The 17,445-nt window shown below is 33.6% G+C and carries 19 protein-coding genes; 6 read left to right on the plus strand and 13 right to left on the minus strand.

Annotation, left to right across the window (positions count from 1 at the left end; translation table 11 throughout):
• Positions 1–42: 42 nt before the first annotated feature.
• Both NYE52_RS24505 and NYE52_RS24510 read right to left on the minus strand, forming a co-directional pair.
• Positions 43–1,155, minus strand: a complete 1,113-nt coding sequence (locus NYE52_RS24505) for a tetratricopeptide repeat protein (RefSeq protein WP_016204453.1) — start codon at positions 1,153–1,155, stop codon at positions 43–45.
• Between the two features lie 45 nt (positions 1,156–1,200).
• Entirely contained in the window at positions 1,201–1,437 is a 237-nt protein-coding gene (locus NYE52_RS24510) for a hypothetical protein (protein ID WP_016204454.1), read from the minus strand.
• A gap of 321 nt (positions 1,438–1,758) precedes the next feature.
• On the opposite strand from NYE52_RS24510, the gene NYE52_RS24515 reads away from it, so the two are divergent.
• Positions 1,759–1,998 carry a hypothetical protein gene (locus NYE52_RS24515; protein WP_016204455.1) on the plus strand — a complete coding sequence of 80 codons (240 nt, stop codon included), beginning with the start codon at positions 1,759–1,761 and terminating at the stop codon, positions 1,996–1,998.
• A gap of 157 nt (positions 1,999–2,155) precedes the next feature.
• Here NYE52_RS24515 and NYE52_RS24520 read toward each other — a convergent pair whose 3' ends face one another.
• On the minus strand, positions 2,156–2,815 hold the full coding sequence (locus NYE52_RS24520) for a hypothetical protein (RefSeq protein WP_053215802.1): 660 nt from the start codon (positions 2,813–2,815) through the stop codon (positions 2,156–2,158).
• A 408-nt stretch (positions 2,816–3,223) separates the two neighbouring features.
• Between NYE52_RS24520 and NYE52_RS24525 the strand changes: the two genes are divergently transcribed.
• Positions 3,224–6,226 carry a Tn3 family transposase gene (locus NYE52_RS24525; protein ID WP_016204457.1) on the plus strand — a complete coding sequence of 1,001 codons (3,003 nt, stop codon included), beginning with the start codon at positions 3,224–3,226 and terminating at the stop codon, positions 6,224–6,226.
• 683 nt (positions 6,227–6,909) lie between these two features.
• Here the strand turns inward: NYE52_RS24525 and NYE52_RS24530 are convergent.
• The 3 genes from NYE52_RS24530 to NYE52_RS24540 all read right to left on the minus strand — a co-directional run bounded on the left by NYE52_RS24530 (position 6,910) and on the right by NYE52_RS24540 (position 8,099).
• On the minus strand, positions 6,910–7,299 hold the full coding sequence (locus NYE52_RS24530) for a four-helix bundle copper-binding protein (protein WP_236681282.1): 390 nt from the start codon (positions 7,297–7,299) through the stop codon (positions 6,910–6,912).
• A 194-nt stretch (positions 7,300–7,493) separates the two neighbouring features.
• Positions 7,494–7,883, minus strand: coding sequence for a DUF302 domain-containing protein (locus tag NYE52_RS24535; protein WP_016204460.1), 390 nt, complete (start codon positions 7,881–7,883; stop codon positions 7,494–7,496).
• Positions 7,884–7,958: 75 nt separating this feature from the next.
• The gene (locus tag NYE52_RS24540; protein WP_156827861.1) at positions 7,959–8,099 is read right to left on the minus strand and encodes a hypothetical protein; all 141 of its coding nucleotides are present in this window, start codon (positions 8,097–8,099) and stop codon (positions 7,959–7,961) included.
• A 204-nt stretch (positions 8,100–8,303) separates the two neighbouring features.
• Here NYE52_RS24540 and NYE52_RS24545 point away from each other — a divergent pair, with 204 nt between their 5' ends.
• Positions 8,304–9,767: a multicopper oxidase family protein gene (locus tag NYE52_RS24545; protein WP_016204461.1), complete on the plus strand. Its 1,464-nt coding sequence runs from the start codon at positions 8,304–8,306 to the stop codon at positions 9,765–9,767.
• A 184-nt stretch (positions 9,768–9,951) separates the two neighbouring features.
• Entirely contained in the window at positions 9,952–10,281 is a 330-nt protein-coding gene (locus NYE52_RS24550; protein ID WP_016204462.1) for a four-helix bundle copper-binding protein, read from the plus strand.
• 134 nt (positions 10,282–10,415) lie between these two features.
• On the opposite strand, the gene NYE52_RS24555 is transcribed toward NYE52_RS24550, so the two are convergent.
• From NYE52_RS24555 to NYE52_RS24585, 7 genes are all read right to left on the minus strand, one after another.
• On the minus strand, positions 10,416–10,646 hold the full coding sequence (locus NYE52_RS24555) for a hypothetical protein (protein ID WP_016204463.1): 231 nt from the start codon (positions 10,644–10,646) through the stop codon (positions 10,416–10,418).
• A gap of 12 nt (positions 10,647–10,658) precedes the next feature.
• On the minus strand, positions 10,659–10,973 hold the full coding sequence (locus tag NYE52_RS24560; protein ID WP_016204464.1) for an SHOCT domain-containing protein: 315 nt from the start codon (positions 10,971–10,973) through the stop codon (positions 10,659–10,661).
• A 40-nt stretch (positions 10,974–11,013) separates the two neighbouring features.
• On the minus strand, positions 11,014–11,202 hold the full coding sequence (locus NYE52_RS24565) for a hypothetical protein (RefSeq protein WP_016204465.1): 189 nt from the start codon (positions 11,200–11,202) through the stop codon (positions 11,014–11,016).
• A gap of 68 nt (positions 11,203–11,270) precedes the next feature.
• Positions 11,271–11,651, minus strand: a complete 381-nt coding sequence (locus NYE52_RS24570; protein WP_016204466.1) for a hypothetical protein — start codon at positions 11,649–11,651, stop codon at positions 11,271–11,273.
• A gap of 48 nt (positions 11,652–11,699) precedes the next feature.
• A complete protein-coding gene (locus NYE52_RS24575) occupies positions 11,700–11,942 on the minus strand; it encodes an SHOCT domain-containing protein (RefSeq protein ID WP_016204467.1) in 243 nt (80 codons plus the stop codon).
• 296 nt (positions 11,943–12,238) lie between these two features.
• Positions 12,239–13,606, minus strand: coding sequence for a sensor histidine kinase (locus tag NYE52_RS24580; RefSeq protein ID WP_047944567.1), 1,368 nt, complete (start codon positions 13,604–13,606; stop codon positions 12,239–12,241).
• On the minus strand, positions 13,590–14,297 hold the full coding sequence (locus NYE52_RS24585) for a response regulator transcription factor (RefSeq protein WP_016204470.1): 708 nt from the start codon (positions 14,295–14,297) through the stop codon (positions 13,590–13,592). Before NYE52_RS24585 ends, NYE52_RS24580 begins: the two co-directional genes overlap by 17 nt.
• A 985-nt stretch (positions 14,298–15,282) precedes the next feature.
• Between NYE52_RS24585 and NYE52_RS24590 the strand changes: the two genes are divergently transcribed.
• Positions 15,283–16,137 (plus strand): recombinase family protein, encoded by an 855-nt coding sequence (locus NYE52_RS24590; protein ID WP_082138441.1) that lies wholly within the window; start codon positions 15,283–15,285, stop codon positions 16,135–16,137.
• A 61-nt stretch (positions 16,138–16,198) separates the two neighbouring features.
• A complete protein-coding gene (locus NYE52_RS24595) occupies positions 16,199–17,371 on the plus strand; it encodes a transposase (protein WP_413466082.1) in 1,173 nt (390 codons plus the stop codon).
• The last annotated feature ends 74 nt before the right edge of the window (positions 17,372–17,445 follow it).

A 17,445-nucleotide genomic window follows, 5' to 3' on the forward strand; every position in this document is an offset into this window, starting at 1 on the left:
CAGCTGCCGAAGTGGCAGCTGTTTAGTATCTCTATGATGGTTTTAGTCCATCCTTTTTTTAATTTTATGTCTTGCTTGAAGTGAAAAATAAAAGTACTTACTAGCCTTTTCAAAATCTTGTCTTTCATTATGATAAGATGCTATTAAATCAGCATATTCTTCTTGGTCAATCCATCGTTCTTTTTCTGTAAAATAAGTGATGGCGGATTGAAGCGTTTCATCGTCTGCTTGGTCCTGAAGATATAATTCATTTAAAATTACGTATTTATAGTGATAAATCATATTATCATTTTCAATTGTTTCCGCTAGTCCTCTATAGCAATGATTTTTAGCTTCCTCAATGCTTCCATTCATCAATAATTCCTTAGTAAAAAGAAACCTTAGTTTAGCTTGATCCAAATGATATTCTTGCAACTCTAATGCTTTCCTTATGTATTTTAAGGCTGTAGTACTTTGGCATTGGTCACTGTATAAAAAAGCCAGGTTGTGATATGAGAGTGCTATTAACTTCTGGTCATCTAACTTTTTAGCAATTGAAAGAGCTTCTAATAATAGTTCTTCAGCTTCAACATGCTGCTTTAAATCAATTAAATTTAGAGCCTGAATCAGCTTGTACTCTGCTATCTTGTTACTTGGTGACTCCATATTCACATAAACATTAGTTTCATAAAGATTGATACATTTTTCGATACTCCGAATAGATTTTACTGTTTCTTCAGTATAATAATATACTGAAGCTAATCGGTAATAAAATGCAGATAACTCCAATTCATCTTTTATACTACTTAAATATACTTCAGCTTGAATAATCCACTCTAAGGAATTCTCATATTTCCCCTTAGTATATTCAATATTACATTGTGCCATAAAGTAGAAATACTTCTGTTCTGAAGTAATGTTCTTACTGCTCAATAACGCTGCCGCTTTTTGTAAAGCTTTATCTCTTAAAGAAGTACTTCCGAATAAGTGTTCATGTAGTGCTATATTAGCATGATAAAGCATCCCTAATTGATCATTGTGAAAATAGGCAAATTGCTCTTGTGCTGCCTGAACTTTAAAGAACATACTCTTTCCTCTATCATAATTGCGTAGTACACGAGTCCAATTTAAAAGTAATTCATACATTCTGTTATTGGATATAAAGGAAATACTCATACCTTACTTCCCTTCTTGATTTTTCCATATTATATCGCAAAAGAACTACTTACGCTTATATAAATCTCTAGCCTTTTTAAATTCCTCTAAATCAGGTTTCCAGAAGAGATAAGTGTGGGTATTCCCCTTCCCTAAAGTTACTTTCTTCATTACAGGTATCTTTCCATTGGTTAATGCAAATTGAAAGTTAGCTTTGGTCATTTCAAGAAACTCTTCTGCTTCAGGACGTAATAATACTTTCTCAATGGCTTCCTCTTTTTTTAAATCTTCATTTTGGGACATATTAATTCTCCTTATTATTTATACTTAATTATTATATCATCCCTTATATATTTGTGAAATATAACTTAATAATCATTTAACTATGCTATATGTTTATCTAATCCTTAATATGGTATAATTGAATTATAGATTAATATAGTTAGCCGGATAGTAAAAATAGTAATTAAGTAATATTCTATTTATATAATCTAATAAATTTAGAAAATAATAAGATAATAATACCCAAATTAAGTTTTGAACGGTAGTGGAAGAAGATAAACGAACAACTAAAATTGTTTCAGAAAAACTGATACAATTAATAATAAAATGGAGGTATGAAATATGGAAAACACGATAAAGCAAAAAAGTAGTCTTAGTAAGATTATTACTATTACTATTATTACTGCATTAGTAATAATTTCAATATTCAAAATAGAACTAATTGGTAAAGTTATCTTCTGGATACTTGCTGCAATTGTGGCAGCTGTTTTCTTTAAACGTGCAGCTTATACTATACTTGGAATTTCTCTAATTATCGGGGCTATCTACCTTATAGTAAAAGTATTTCAAATAGGACTGTAGCTTTATCGATTTACAAGTTTTTGGAGGGGAAAAAAAGTTTTTTAATCTTGAAAAGCTAAACAAACATAACCCCGACAAGACGGGGTTATGTTTGTTTAGCTTTAATTTTAAAATATAAGTTACTTCATCATTTTAAAAAATGACAATTTCACTATTTTTATTTTCTATTTTTCTTTCGTGACTTTCTTTTTTGCTTTTCATTTATGCGTTTACTATTTGGTTTCTTCTTTTTGTTCTTTACTGGAATATTTTCTTGATATATATTTTCAAGTGCAGGATAAAGACCCTGTTCCAAGTAGTAAAAGCTTCTTGTTTGGTAAACTAATTCTGAAAGGTTCATTAATGACTGAAATATATCCCAACAACTTCGAGTAAAGTCTTTTAGTGAAATAACGGGAGGTTGTTCATTACCCTCTTTACCTTTCGGGAAATACGTGATCTGCTGACTTTGTATATCTATTTTATATGTGTTATGTCCAATAGCATTTCTTAGTTCCTTATTTAGATGAGGATACACAATATTATCGAATGCTTCATTTCCATCAATAAAGCTTAATTTAATACCTTTAGATTTCAGTTTATTTGTATAGTCGTCTAAACTAACGACATCGCTCCTTATTTCTTTCATTAGTAAAAAATCACCGCGATATTTTAGGTTATTATAAGCTACTATAAGCTCTAACATTTCAGTGATAACCTCATAAACATCTACATAAAATTGCTTTAAATCCTCAAAGGATACTGTAGTAATACCTTTTTGATCTAATACATTTTCAGAAGCTTCTTTATAAAAATCCATACCAAAAACGGGAATCATGAACCTGAATTTCTCAGTGAATTGCTTAATGCATTCAAATATTTTTTCTTCGTTTCTATGGATGGAGGTAGAGAAGTGTTCTACTAAAGCAGTAAATTCTTTATCTTTAGTTTTTTTTAGATTTAAAATTTCTTCTCTAATAAACGTGATTTGCTTATTAAAGAAACTTTTACTTAATATATTTGATAATAACCCTACTATATTAATCTGTCGAATGGCAGTAATGTATTGTAATTCATTATCTAATGGAAATTTCCTATTAGGCCTAGTGACAGGGTAGCTGCTCTAGTCCGCGGGATTTCTTCCAATAAAAGTAAAAAAATAATAATTTTGAGAAGTATTGTTGATAGCTGTCTATGTTGAAATTTATACTGTTTATAAAATGACATAGCGAGAAGAGGGAAACCCTTGAAGAGAAATTGGAATCAAAAAGAACTCGATGAACATTTTAGTTTATTGCCAAATGAAAATCATTTAGTGCTGAGTAAGAAAACAAGTGCAAACCGTATAGGGTTTGCTGTCCTTCTTAAATATTTTCAACAGGAAGCACAGTTTCCTAACAAGAAGCAAGATGTGCCTAAAGATGTCGTTCAACATCTAGCTGATCAAGTAGATGCATCGGTTGAAGACTTTTACGACAGCTATGGTTGGGGTGGAAAAGAAAGAAGTTATACAGAACATCGAAAGGCAATACGCAATCTTTTCGGATTTCGCGAGATTACTGCAAATGACAATCATCTTTTCGCAAAGTGGTTAGAAGAACAGGTCCAGTTTACACATGATACCGACTATTTGAAAAACCAATCCTACAGTCTCTTTCGTACTTGGAAAGTTGAACCTCCTTCAGTAGGAAGCCTGAAGCGAATGATTGAATCTGCTATTGATCATTTTGAAAAGAATTTATATAACATGACCTATCAGCAACTTTCTCCTAAGACTTGTTCACGATTAGATGCATTTCTTGAATCCCATTCTGATGGAGGTTCCAATGTTTTTTTCGAAGCTGAAATTCCTGATGAAGAAAACAACGACAATTTAACATTTCGCCAGTTACTATCCTCTCCAGGCAAACCAAGTGTAAGTACGATGGAAATGGAAATCAAAAAACTATTAGCCATTCAACATCTTCAAATCCCTGATGGTTTATGTAAGCAGGTGTCTCCTAAACTAGTGAAAAAATATCGACTTCGTGCAGCCACAGAAACCGTAACGGAATTGCGTGCACACCCTGCACCGATTCGCTATACCCTTCTTGCCATTTTATTTTCGCATCGTCATGAGGAAGTCATTGATTATTTAGCTGATTTATTGGATGAAATTACGCTTAAATTTGGAAATAAGGCCAAGAATACAACACGAAAAGAAGCAGTAGAAGAATTAGAAAAAGTCCAAGGGAAAAATAAACATATTATCAATTTATTAAAAGCAACCGTAGATCACCCAGAAGGGGTCATTCAAGATACTCTATTCCCCATTGTTAGCTCTGATACGATTCGAGATATTATTAAGGACATGACAAAAAATAACCGGGAGTACAAAGAAAAAGTCTATACAAAAATGCACTCTTCTTACCAAGGGCATTATCGGAAGTCCCTTTCTAAAATTTTAAACAACCTTACTTTTCGCTCAAATAATCAATTTCATCAGCCGATTATCAAGGCTATCCAACTCATTCGAGAGTACGGAGAAAGTGGGCAACGTTATTTTGCTGCTGGAGATGAAGTTCCCATTGAAGGTGTAATTCAGCCGAAATGGAAAGACGTTATTGTCGAGACAGACAGCAAAGGAATAGAAAGAGTAAATCGAATTAACTATGAAATTGCAGTCATCCAATCGCTCCGCACTCGACTTCGGTGTAAAGAAATTTGGATTGAGGGTGCTGATCGATATCGAAACCCAGATGAAGATCTCCCCCAAGATTTTGAAGAGAACAAGGAAGAATATTTTCAAGCACTAAAAGCGCCACTGGATGTAGATCCTTTTATCGAAGATATTATACAGTTGATGAAAGATAAACTCCATTTACTGAATCAAGGGTTAGAGGATCAAAGTAACGAAAAAGTGGCGATTACTACAAGAAATAACAAGGGGTGGATTCGGGTCACTCCACTTGAAAAGCAAATTGAACCCCCACATGTGATGAGGATTAAACAGGATATTAAAAACCGTTGGTCTGATATCAATCTATTGGATTTATTAAAAGAAACAGATTTTCATACGAAGTTTACCAAGCACTTTAAGACTACAGCCGATCGAGAGATTTTAGATCGAGAAACCATCCAGCGACGGCTCCTTCTAAGTTTATTTGGGTTAGGAACGAATACAGGTTTGAAAGCTGTTTCTGCTGGAAACCACCTAGATGGTTATCGGGAACTTCGATATATTCATCAAAAATTTATTCATAAAGATCATTTGCGTAAAGCTAATGCAGAGGTTACCAACCATATTATCTACAATCGAATGAAAGAAGTATGGGGAGAAGCTACTACTGCATGTGCTTCCGATTCAAAACATTTTGGATCTTGGGATCAGAACCTGCTTTCAGAATGGCATCCTCGTTATAAGAAACATGGAGTTATGATCTATTGGCATACGGATCGAAAGTCAGCATGTATTTATTCACAGCTAAAAACCTGTCTTTCTTCGGAAGTTGCAGCTATGATGGAAGGGGTTCTTCGTCACTGTACGGACATGGAAGTTGACAGAAATTATGTCGATACACACGGACAAAGTGTCGTTGCTTTTGCTTTTTGTCATCTTCTTGGTTTTAAACTGATGCCACGCTTTAAAAATATTGGTTCTCAAAAGTTATATCGTCCAGAAGCTGGCATGAATGAGGAATATCTTCACCTGCAACGGGTTCTAAGTAGACCGATTAATTGGGATCTTATTCGGCAACAGTATGAACAGATCATTAAGTATGCAACTGCACTAAGGTTAGGTACTGCTTCTGCTGAATCCATATTAAAGCGATTCACTAGGGATACAAAACATCCAACCTACCAGGCTTTATGTGAATTAGGGAAAGCGATTAAAACGATCTTTTTATGTGATTATTTACATGATGAAGAGATTCGCAGAGAAATCCATCAAGGATTAAATACAGTGGAACAATGGAACTCTGTCAATACCTATATTTTTTATGGGAAAAACAGTGAAATGCGTTCCAATTCTATAGAAGATCAAGAAGTGGCTGCCTTATCGCTTCAATTGCTGCAAAATTGCTTAGTCTATATGAATACCTTAATGGTACAAGAGGTGCTTTATGACAACAACCAATATTGGTTGAAGAAAATGACTCCAGAAGATTTTAGAGGATTAACACCTTTATTCTACAACCATGTGAATCCTTATGGAATCTTTCAACTCAATATGGATCAGCGAATACCTATTAAGTTGAAAGTTTCGTAGTTTTCTCACCGGTAACAAAAAAACAGCTAACATGATGAAAAGATATTAGCCGGTTTTTGAATGAATATCTGGTTGCCAAAAGTTCACAATTCTTCAGAAAAGCGCTCGATTGTTGGAAGGCGGGGCTAGGCTATGTATATATATTTAGGTTCTGTTATAGTTATGGTTGGATGGGTGATCATTATGAAAAAAATTAAATATATCGTCCTTTTTGCTTGGGTTGTGCTTTTTTTATATTTTTTTGATATGTTTATGCCTAAAGGTATACTTTACTTTGTTGTAGGGATACCAGTATTATTTTTAAGTTCCGTCGCGATTTTTAAGTTTCTTGATAATAAATAGAGTGGGGAACAATGAAAAGGGATCTTTTAGTTGAAAGATCCCTTTAGCTGCTTGTTCTGTTAAAGCGCCCTTTAACAGAAAATTTGAATTCAAGATAATATTAATAATGATCTTCCGTTTTTGCCCCCTTTACTTGCATAACTAATAAAAAAGAAGGAGTAGCCCTTTTAAATTGCCACTCCACAATAGCCTCTATGCTTACTCCTGTAATATATAGACTTCAACTAAAGACTTCTTATGTGAAGTAATATTTAGAAGTCGTTGATTTTTTAGTCGTTTTTCCTCCAATTAGTAATTTTTGCGACTATAGTATTATATTAAACTATTTTATTACCAAAAAATTATGCTTGTATTGCGAAGACACGACATTCCCTTGCACAATGCAAGCAGACTTGCGCACAATGTTGTGAATGGTGGTCAGAGAACTTGGCACATTCGTTTCCACATACTTCACAAATATGGGCCAACATTCTATTCATACGGCTATTTCGGGCAATACAACTAGCTGTTAAATGACAGATATCAGCACAATCACGTAATAACTCCAGTTGATATCTTCGAGCATGAATATCTTCATGATGGAGCAAGTGGGTAATCATATGATCACATGTTGCTGCGCATTGTTGAACCGTGTGAAGCAAATTTGAAGGGTGCATCATTCCCATAGACATTCCATCTTTCATTCCAGCAGGTGATATATTGGTTGGTGAAACATTTTCCATCCTAATCATATTGTACATGGTTACTCCTGTTTGATTGATTGGGTAAATGCTCTACGGTAGTATCGTATGTATGGGACAAATAACATGAAACCGAGCTATTAGCCTGTTTTGATTCATGATCTTCATTAGCACATAAAACAGAAAAAATGTTAAAAACAAAAAACAGGTTTGCGAACATTCCACAAACCTGTTCTTACTTCCTTTCATTTACTTTTTTCTAACACATCGATGAGTATTTCTTCAATATTCTCTGCAATGGATTTCAATTCGGGATCATTTAACAAACCAATCATAGCCGTTGGTTTTGGAAGTCCAATTTTAGTCTTCCCTTCACTTTCATAGACAGTTATCTTACAAGGCAAGAAATATCCAACTAATGGATTATAGCCGAGAACCCTTGCAGCTTCTACGGGATTACAAACTTCAAGTATTCGATAAGGTGAAGTATAACTATGTACTCCTTTTTTCTGTAGGGTAGCAGTTAAATCAAGCTGCCATAGGATTCCAAATTTATTTTCTTTTAAATTTTGTTCAATTGATGATATAGCTTCATCAATCGTTTTATTCGTAATGACTGTATAATGGAATTCCATAAAAATCCTCCACCTGATTTGGTTTTTATTTTCGAAATAATGTTGTCTTGGATATTTTATTTAATCCTTTTACCCTTAATCCTTTTTATTCTTTAATGCTAATTTAACAGCAATATAGACAACAGCACCTATGACAAGCAGATTAATTAACCATCCCAAAAGTCCAAAACCCCAAAAGTAACTGCCCATCATGCCGTTTCCGGGCAAACCCATCATTAATTTTTCCTCCTTTATATCGTGACTTCTGATACAAACAACAAATTTTACGTATAATACTGATAATAAAAATCTGTTATGGAAAGCTAGAATCGAAACAGTTTATAAATAGATGTTCTTTTAGTATTTTTATTAAAAAAGTAAATATTATGTACGGCATTATACTAATTAAGTTCAAACTACTAAATGAAGGAGGGAAATTTAATGAAAGCAAATTACGGCATCTTCATTGCAGGTATCATAATAGTCTTGGGAGGACTCTTTCTCTTTTTCGTACAAGGTCAGGATATGCCCGGTCAATTACCGGATCTATCAATGAATCAGCCATCTGATAATCAATCTATTGAAACAGAAGAATCCCCTCTCCCTATACCGCCATTATTAAAAGATAAAAACCCTGATCCAAATAAAGCAGAATTTCAAATAACTGCCCAAAACTCTACAAAAGAGTTTATTGCCGGAAAAGAAACAAAGACGATGGGGTATAATGGCGATTATTTAGGCCCCGTTATTCGGGTTCGTAATGGTGAAGAGGTATCTGTAAACGTAAAAAATAATTTAGAAGGTGACATAACAACCATCCACTGGCATGGTCTTGAAGTTGATGGCGTCAAGGATGGCGGACCACACTCAGGGATTCAACCGGGAGAATCATGGTCTCCAGAATTCAAGATAGAACAGCCCGCAGCTACTTTATGGTTTCATCCCCACCCTGAGCAACAAACTGGCAGACAAGTCTATAATGGATTAGCAGGTTTATTCTTTATTGAGGATGAAGTTTCTGATCGTTTAGATATTCCGAAAGACTATGGAGTGAATGATGTTCCACTTATCATTCAAGATAAAAGGTTTAATTCGGACGGAAGTTTTGAATACGAGTTAGGGATGCATGATGTTATGAACGGCCTACAAGGAAACACAATGCTTGTGAATGGAGCTGTTAATCCATTTTTGGAAGTACCTAGGGGTATGGTTAGACTTCGTTTATTGAATGGTTCCAATGCAAGCGTTTATGAATTAAATCTCAGCAATAACCAAACCTTCTATCAAATTGCTAGTGATGGCGGGTTCCTTGAAAAGCCGTCAGAAATGAACAATATCGTTCTTGGCCCTGCAGAAAGAGCAGAAATCCTTGTTGATTTTTCAGATTTTAAAAAAGGAGAAACGGTTCAATTATTGAATCAAGGATCAGAGTTTATGAAGTTTGTTATAAAAAGTGAAAGTCCAAAAGAATATACCATTCCAGAAAAGTTAACTACCATTGAAAAAATAAACCCTGATAGTGCAGTAAAAACAAGACAATTTGTTTTTCAGGGAATGGGACCCAGTGTAAACATCAATGGAAAGCAAATGGATATGGATCGAATAGATGAACAAGTGAGTCTACATGATACGGAGATATGGGAAATTTCAAATGATAGTGGGATGGGGATGATGGGTGGAATGGCTCATCCTTTTCACGCTCATGGCGTACAATTTCAAATTCTAGATCGTGATGGAAATCCACCGCCTAAAAACGAAACAGGATGGAAAGACACCATTCTCGTTTATCCGGGAGAAAAAGTTAGAGCCATTGCAACCTTTAATCATTCTGGTGTATTTATGTATCATTGTCATATTCTTGAACATGAAGATGCTGGAATGATGGGTCAATTTAAAGTTGAATGAGATCATTTAGTTCATTTAATATTGATTAAACTTTTGAGGATGTTTTTCAGAGTACTTGAAGCAGAAGCAGGAATATTCAACAACCATATGACAGCATTTAAATTTATGATTTATAAAATCATTTCATATTTTTGCTTTTTAAGGAGATGATAATACCGTATTAAATGTAAGGAGGAATTTTGATATGCAAATGACCTATGAAGAGTGTATCAAGGCATGTCTTGAATGTATGGAGGCATGTAATGGTTGTTATGATGCCTGTTTAAAAGAAGATGATGTAAAAATGATGGCGGAATGTATTCGTTATAACAGAGAGTGTGCTGTTATTTGTGCATTAGCAGCACAAGCAATGCAATCTGACAGTCCTTTAGCAAAACAAATTTGCCAATTCTGTGCTGAAATATGTGATGCTTGCGGAAAAATTTGTGAACAACATGGACATGCCGAGCATTGTAGAAAATGTGCAGAATCCTGCCGTAAATGTGCAGAAGTTTGTAGAAAAATGGCTTCTTAAATTAAATGTGGCAACCTTTTATTTGGTCGCCACATTTAATAGTATCAAGTTGGGTTTATCAAGTTAAATACTTGGAGAATTCAACCAATAATCAATGAATCTCCATCAATCCTTACTCTATTGTACTTTGTATATTATAAATTCTTTACAATTTGTTCATATTCTCCTTTGTCAATTTCTCCCCGGACATAACGGAGCTTTAAAACCTCTAAAGGATTATTGTAGCCTTTGTTATTTTGTTTTTCTTTTTTAAAGACAATTAGGAAGTCAAGAACAAGGTTTTTGGCTATTTTTATTAATTTGAATAGATCACCTGTCTTCACAAGATAATAAAAGATTATAATGGATAAGGTTGCGTTTAACACTCATTTCACCTCTTACTTTTTAATCGTTTGTAGAATGGATTGAAATTCATCATGTGAAATCTCACCACGGGCATAGCGTAACTTTGCAACCTCTTCTGCCTCAATGACTGTAGTATTATTCATTTTAATTGATGAAACTCTAGTTTGTTGTTTTTGATTTCTGAGTAGTAAAAATAGAACCACCCCGATCAGAATAAACATTAAAATAGTCATAAAAGACCCATTAAACATCATGTCAAACGAGTTAAACCCTGATGGCATTCCATTATAACCGTAAAATCCTCCATTACTACCTCCAAAGGATCCCATATGTCCCCCATTCATCATTTTAGTTTCTCCTTTCCTGTGTGTATTTAGTTGATTTATCTTATAACAATTCTTTTAGTTTATTGTATTCTTCCGTTGAGATTTGACCGGATGCATATCTATAATCAATAACCTCTTTTAGTTCGTTTGAGCTGTTCGTTTCTTTCGGTTGAATTTGATTAAATAATTTCTGTAGTTCTCCCGTTTTATACAGATAAAAACCAACAGCCAAAAGTAGGAATAAAAACATATCTTAGTTTCCTCCAATATTCATATTTTTGGGGAAGCAGGTCATTATCGACCTGCTTGAAATGAAAATTATAAATTTCCCATTTCTCTAAAGTTGCTGCTTTGAGAAGAACCACCCGTTCCGTGCATTCCCTTGTACATTTCTTCGAGTTGTTGATTATTTAAATTAGGATGCATTTCACTCATATATGGTTTCATTTGACCAAAGTTCATATTTCCTTCTTCCATGAACTTTTGCATCTCGTCAACATTCATATTTCCTTCTTCCATGTATTTTTGCATACTTCCAACATCGCCTGATTCCATCAATTCAACCATTTGATCATAATTACCACTTTGTTCTTGAATCACTGTATTTTGATTTGGAGTATCTTTATCTGAAAATAAGGCTAAACCTGTTCCTCCAGTAAAAGCTAATGATGCTGCTAGAATTCCATTAATAATATTCATATCTATTCAATCTCCTTTTAATAGTTATATTTTTTAAAATAGTTATTCTTATAAAATATTTTTCTTGATTTGCTCAAATTCTTCAAAAGAAATTTCACCTTGAGCAAGTCTAGACTTAGCAATTTCTAGTGCGTTTGAACTTGTTACTTGCTGGTTTCCATCTTGTGTACCTATTTTTTGATTGTTTATTCCCAAATAGAAAAGGTAACCAATTAGCAAAACGACTAAAATCATCATAATCGATCCACCTCCCATTCCGAACATTCCAAAACCATGACCTAATCCCATCATTGTTTTATCTCTCCTTTCCTATTTTTATCTTACAGCTCAAGAATGTAGAATTTATGAGGAATTTATGTGAAAGTTATGGAGAAAGTTTTCTCATAATTAATAGGTTGTTAACCGGAACACTGAACATCTATCGCCTCCTAATTTTTTCTTGTAAAGTTTCATGTTGCTTTCTTTACTTGCTCTTATCATAATCAACACTTGTAAAGAACTTATGAGTAAGGTATGAAGAACTTATGTGGATGAAAGTTAACTTTTTTTCCTAATCAAAAAAGGATTAAGTCAAGTGACTTAATCCCTTACTGCTTTGGAATCTTTACCTCTACAGTTGTTCCCACATTTAATTGACTATCGATCTTTATTTCGCCATGATGGGCTTCTACAAGTGCCTTTACGATAGATAACCCAATCCCAATGCCCCCTGTTTTCCGATCACGTGATTTATCACCCCGATAAAATCTTTCAAATAAGAACGGGAGATCATCCTCACTAATTCCAACTCCTTCATCTTTAATAATAAAACTAATTTGATCATTTTTTTCCTCTATATAAATCGATACTTGTTTTCCTTTCGATGTATATTGAAGGGCATTATTGACTATATTAGTTAAAATTTGAATGATTTTATCACGATCACCTAAGAACCAATGCTGCTTATCGGGGTGTTGAATCCTTAATTCAACACCTTTTTTCATAAACAATGGACTGAATTGGTCGTTTATAAAAGATAATAGTCTTCCAGTTTCTAACTTTGTTTTATCCAATCTAATCTGAGGATTTTCTGCGGCCATTAATTTTTCTAACTCATTAACTAGGCGAACTAGCCGCATTAGTTCCTCATGACATTGATCTAATCTTTTCGAATTTGGTTCCCAAATACCATCTTGAAAAGCTTCAATATGACTTCTTAATGTTGCAAGTGGCGTTCTAAGTTCATGAGCAAAGTTAGATGTAAATTGTTTTCGAAGCGATTCCTGTTTTGCTAAAGATTCTGCAAGCTGATTAAAGGACTCCCCTAAAGGCTTCATTTCTTCTGTCAATTCATCAATAGGTACTCTAGTTCGCCATTGATGATTACGTAACTCAATAATCGCATTGATCAGTTTTTTAAACCCGGTTGTTAGTCGTTTAGAAAATAATAAACTAAATAAGAACGATAATATGACTGTAACCAATACCGCAAGGTAAATGTTTCTTTTAATAGACTTCAAAAAGTCAGAATCCTTACCTATTAATTCTTCAGGATAAAATACCGTCAATTTGCCGACTAATTTATTATTGATTTTTAATTGATAGGAAGTTGATTGATAATCATTAGGATCTAGTGAGGTATGATTACCTTCCATCATTCCCATCATGGAACGTACTGAGGTTGTATCAATCAGTAAGTTCCCATTAGTATCATAAAGTCTATAGAATAAATTTTCAGTCATTGCTTGTTCATGCATCTTAAAACTCAAATTTTGATTAATTAATTCTCCTGTCTCATTAAATTGTTGCAGTGCATCCTTTTTTATTGATTCGATACTTTCATCTCTATTTTTTTTGAGATAATCGGTAAATTGATTTTCAACCCCAAAAAAGATGGTAAAACTTGTAATGAAAATGCCACTCAAAGAAACAATCAAAAGATAGATTAAAATCCTTGACCTAAGTGTTAGATTCATCTTTTTCTCCCCCAAACTTATAGCCCATTCCGAACACAGTAATGATAAATTCAGGGTGACGAGAATCGGTTTCAATTTTTTTTCGCAAATTTTTTATATGTGTATCAATACTTCTTTCGTATCCTTCAAAATAGACACCATCTTCTTGAATTTTTTCTAATAAATCAGCCCTACTATAGACTCTTCCCGGATATCTTGCCATCGTAATTAATAGCTTAAATTCATTTGGGGTTAGCGCGAGTATGTCACCATTAAACTTTACTTCCTTTTTCACATGATCAATCATAAGTTTATGGTTATTAAAACTGATTTGATTTACATTCTCCATCTTTTGTGTTCTTCTTAATAAGGCTTTTACTCTTACAACCACTTCTCTTGGACTAAATGGTTTTGTCACATAGTCATCAGCACCAATGACAATTCCATTAATCAAATCAGCCTCAGCTGACTTTGCGGTAAGCATAATAATGGGGATATCACTTTCTTTTCTCACTAACCTACACACCTCTTCACCTGAAATATCAGGTAACATCAAATCTAACACAATAAGGTCAGGACTCTCATCCTTCACTTTTTTTAAAGCTTCGATTCCATTGGTAGCAAAAGAAATTCCCCAACTTTCCTTTTCAAAATAAGCTTCTAACACTTCAAGAAATACCTTTTCATCATCTACTACTAGAATTTTTGTCATAAAATAATCACCTCTTATTAGCATATTATCATCTTATTTACGAAAAAAAATAATCTCCATAATTTCCACACAACTTCATCTTGGAAACTACATATTGGGTATGTAAAAAGAAATTTAATTAACCAAAGAAAGAAAAGGAATTAGAGGAAGAAACGAATAAATTTTTATTCGTTTCTGGCTAGGGGTGCGGACATACCATGAAGGATAATAACTCTTTAATGGAGATATAGTACCATTTTTTATTATGAGAAATTAGGAATTGGCAAGAGCTGAAAAAGAAAGGAACCAAATTTGAGAGATTCATGACGATATGAAAAAGAATTTAGTACCATTTATACAAAAAGAATGACAGAAAACCATCTCCACAAATCACAGTGGAAAATCTAGAAACATAGTAAATTCTTATCAGCTTTCGATTCACATACTTAGAGTGTATAGAGATTTGCATTATTTAGAAACCTACCTAGAAAACCATCATTTAATTCTTTAATCGGGGTTATATTTTCTTTAGACACTTTTTTATTGTCATAATTTCTAAATGGTTTCAGTACGAGGTTAAAAAAGTTGTTAAAATTTGATGTAAAATACTTCATTGCAAAAAGTATAACAATAAAGTTGTTTTAATCTAAGGGTTATTCAAGAATTACTCCTGTTAATTGAATTTTTTCTTTCTGACTTTTACCAAGCTCCATAATAACACCCAAGTAATCCCAATAAAAAATATTTCTATTATATAAGATTCAAAGTCATTCATATTGGTATTTCAAACATTTCCAAACAGGTTCTTCCTCCATTAAATGGCCCTTTTCTGGAATAAGCATATAAAAGAAAACTTATTATCAAAAACGAATGTATTTGATAAACTTAAATTCCTAAACTTTTTGGTCACAATAACCTTATTCACTCGTTATCAAAACTATTATCAAAAACAAATTAACAATAACACCCTTTAATGATAAGATTATCACTAACAAAAGGGGGGACCATGATGCAATACACTTATGGATATGCAAGGGTTAGTACCAAGCAACAAGACTTGATTCGACAACTGGATTTGTTAAGCGAATACAACTGTACCGAAATATTAACAGAAAAAATGTCGGGTACAAAAACGAACAGACCGGAACTTATTCGATTAAAGGATAAAGTTAGACCCGGAGATTCAATCGTTGTAGAGAGTTTTTCAAGATTAGGTCGAAGTACAAAAGATTTGATAGAGTTAGTTGAGTACTTTGAAAATAAAGATGTTAAATTGATTAGCATAAAAGAGAATTTTGATACGAATACACCACAAGGTAAACTTATGCTTACTGTATTTCAAGCATTCAGCCAATTCGAAAGAGACCTAATTGCTCAACGAACAAAAGAGGGGTTAGAGAGTGCAAGATCCAGAGGAAGAAATGGTGGCCGTCCAAAAGTGAAAGAAAAACAGATAAATAAAGCTCTAAATTTATATCACTCTAAGGAATACAGTATTAGCGAGATTGTAGAAATGACCGGAATAAGTCAAGCAACATTGTATCGTTACATACGAACAACACGGCAAGGCAAAGATCTAGAAAACACTGCAAAAATAAGAATGGGGCTGCGAATAGAAAATAACAATAAATTTGTACGTGGCAAAGGGAAGGTTAGAGAAAGTATCGAACAGTTCCTAAAGGATAATTACAAAATGGAGATCATAGCTAACGAGTATATAATCTATGTCCCTTACACAACTATCGATGCGTTAGAAAAGACAGTGTATGATATTCTGGGTGAATTGGATAGTGAGGCTGATATGAAGAATTGTTTTATTGAAGCAGCCGTTTATTGCGATGAATTAGGACTCACATGGTAATTTCAATGGGTTTATTTTTGGTTTTCCTATTTCCATTTCTTTTCTATTACCTTATTAAACAATTAAATTACTTTTATTGGAAGAAATCCTGCGGACTAGAGCAGCTACCCTGTCACTAGGCCTTTTAGGAATGGGAATGAATATTGGTTTGAGTAAGATGGCTGAAGCAACACCCGGACTTACATATAAGCAACTAGCCAATGTATCTCAATGGCGCATGTATGAAGATGCCATGAATAAAGCACAAGCCATATTAGTAAATTTTCATCATAAATTACAATTGTCTTCCTATTGGGGCGACGGTACAACATCCTCATCGGATGGTATGAGAATGCAGCTAGGTGTTTCATCACTACATGCAGATGCAAATCCACATTATGGAACCGGAAAAGGAGCAACCATCTATCGTTTTACTAGTGATCAATTCTCTTCTTACTACACCAAGATTATTCATACTAATTCAAGGGATGCGATTCATGTTTTAGATGGTTTGTTGCACCATGAGACGGATCTAAACATAGAAGAGCATTATACAGACACAGCCGGTTATACAGACCAAATATTTGGACTGACTCATTTATTAGGATTTAATTTTGCTCCAAGAATAAGAGATTTATCAGATTCGAAATTATTTACAATAGATAAAGCAAGTGAATATCCAAAATTAGAAGCCATTTTACGTGGACAAATAAATACAAAGGTCATTAAAGAAAATTATGAGGATGTTTTGCGATTAGCTCATTCTATACGAGAAGGAACAGTTTCAGCATCCCTTATTATGGGGAAATTAGGTTCTTATTCAAGACAAAACAGCCTAGCTACAGCCTTACGTGAGATGGGACGAATAGAAAAAACTATCTTTATTCTTAATTATATTTCAGATGAATCTTTAAGAAGAAAAATACAAAGAGGATTGAATAAAGGAGAATCTATGAATGGACTGGCACGAGCTATTTTCTTCGGAAAGCAAGGAGAGCTTAGGGAACGAACCATACAGCATCAATTGCAAAGAGCCAGTGCCTTAAACATAATCATCAATGCCATCAGTATCTGGAATACTTTACATCTAACAAAAGCAGTTGAATATCAAAAACGGTCAGATAGTTTAAATGAAGAATTATTGCACCATATGTCACCTCTAGGTTGGGAACATATTAATTTATTAGGAGAATACCATTTTAATTCCGATAAAAAAGTTTCGTTAGATTCTTTAAGACCATTGAAACTTTCTTAACGTTGTTAAAAATAGAGAATTCGTCAGGAAAATAGGCTTATCGTTGTAAATCCGCATTTTCCTGACGCTACCCC

It is taken from the genome of Niallia sp. FSL W8-0635 (assembly GCF_038007965.1).
GTDB lineage: Bacteria > Bacillota > Bacilli > Bacillales > Cytobacillaceae > Niallia.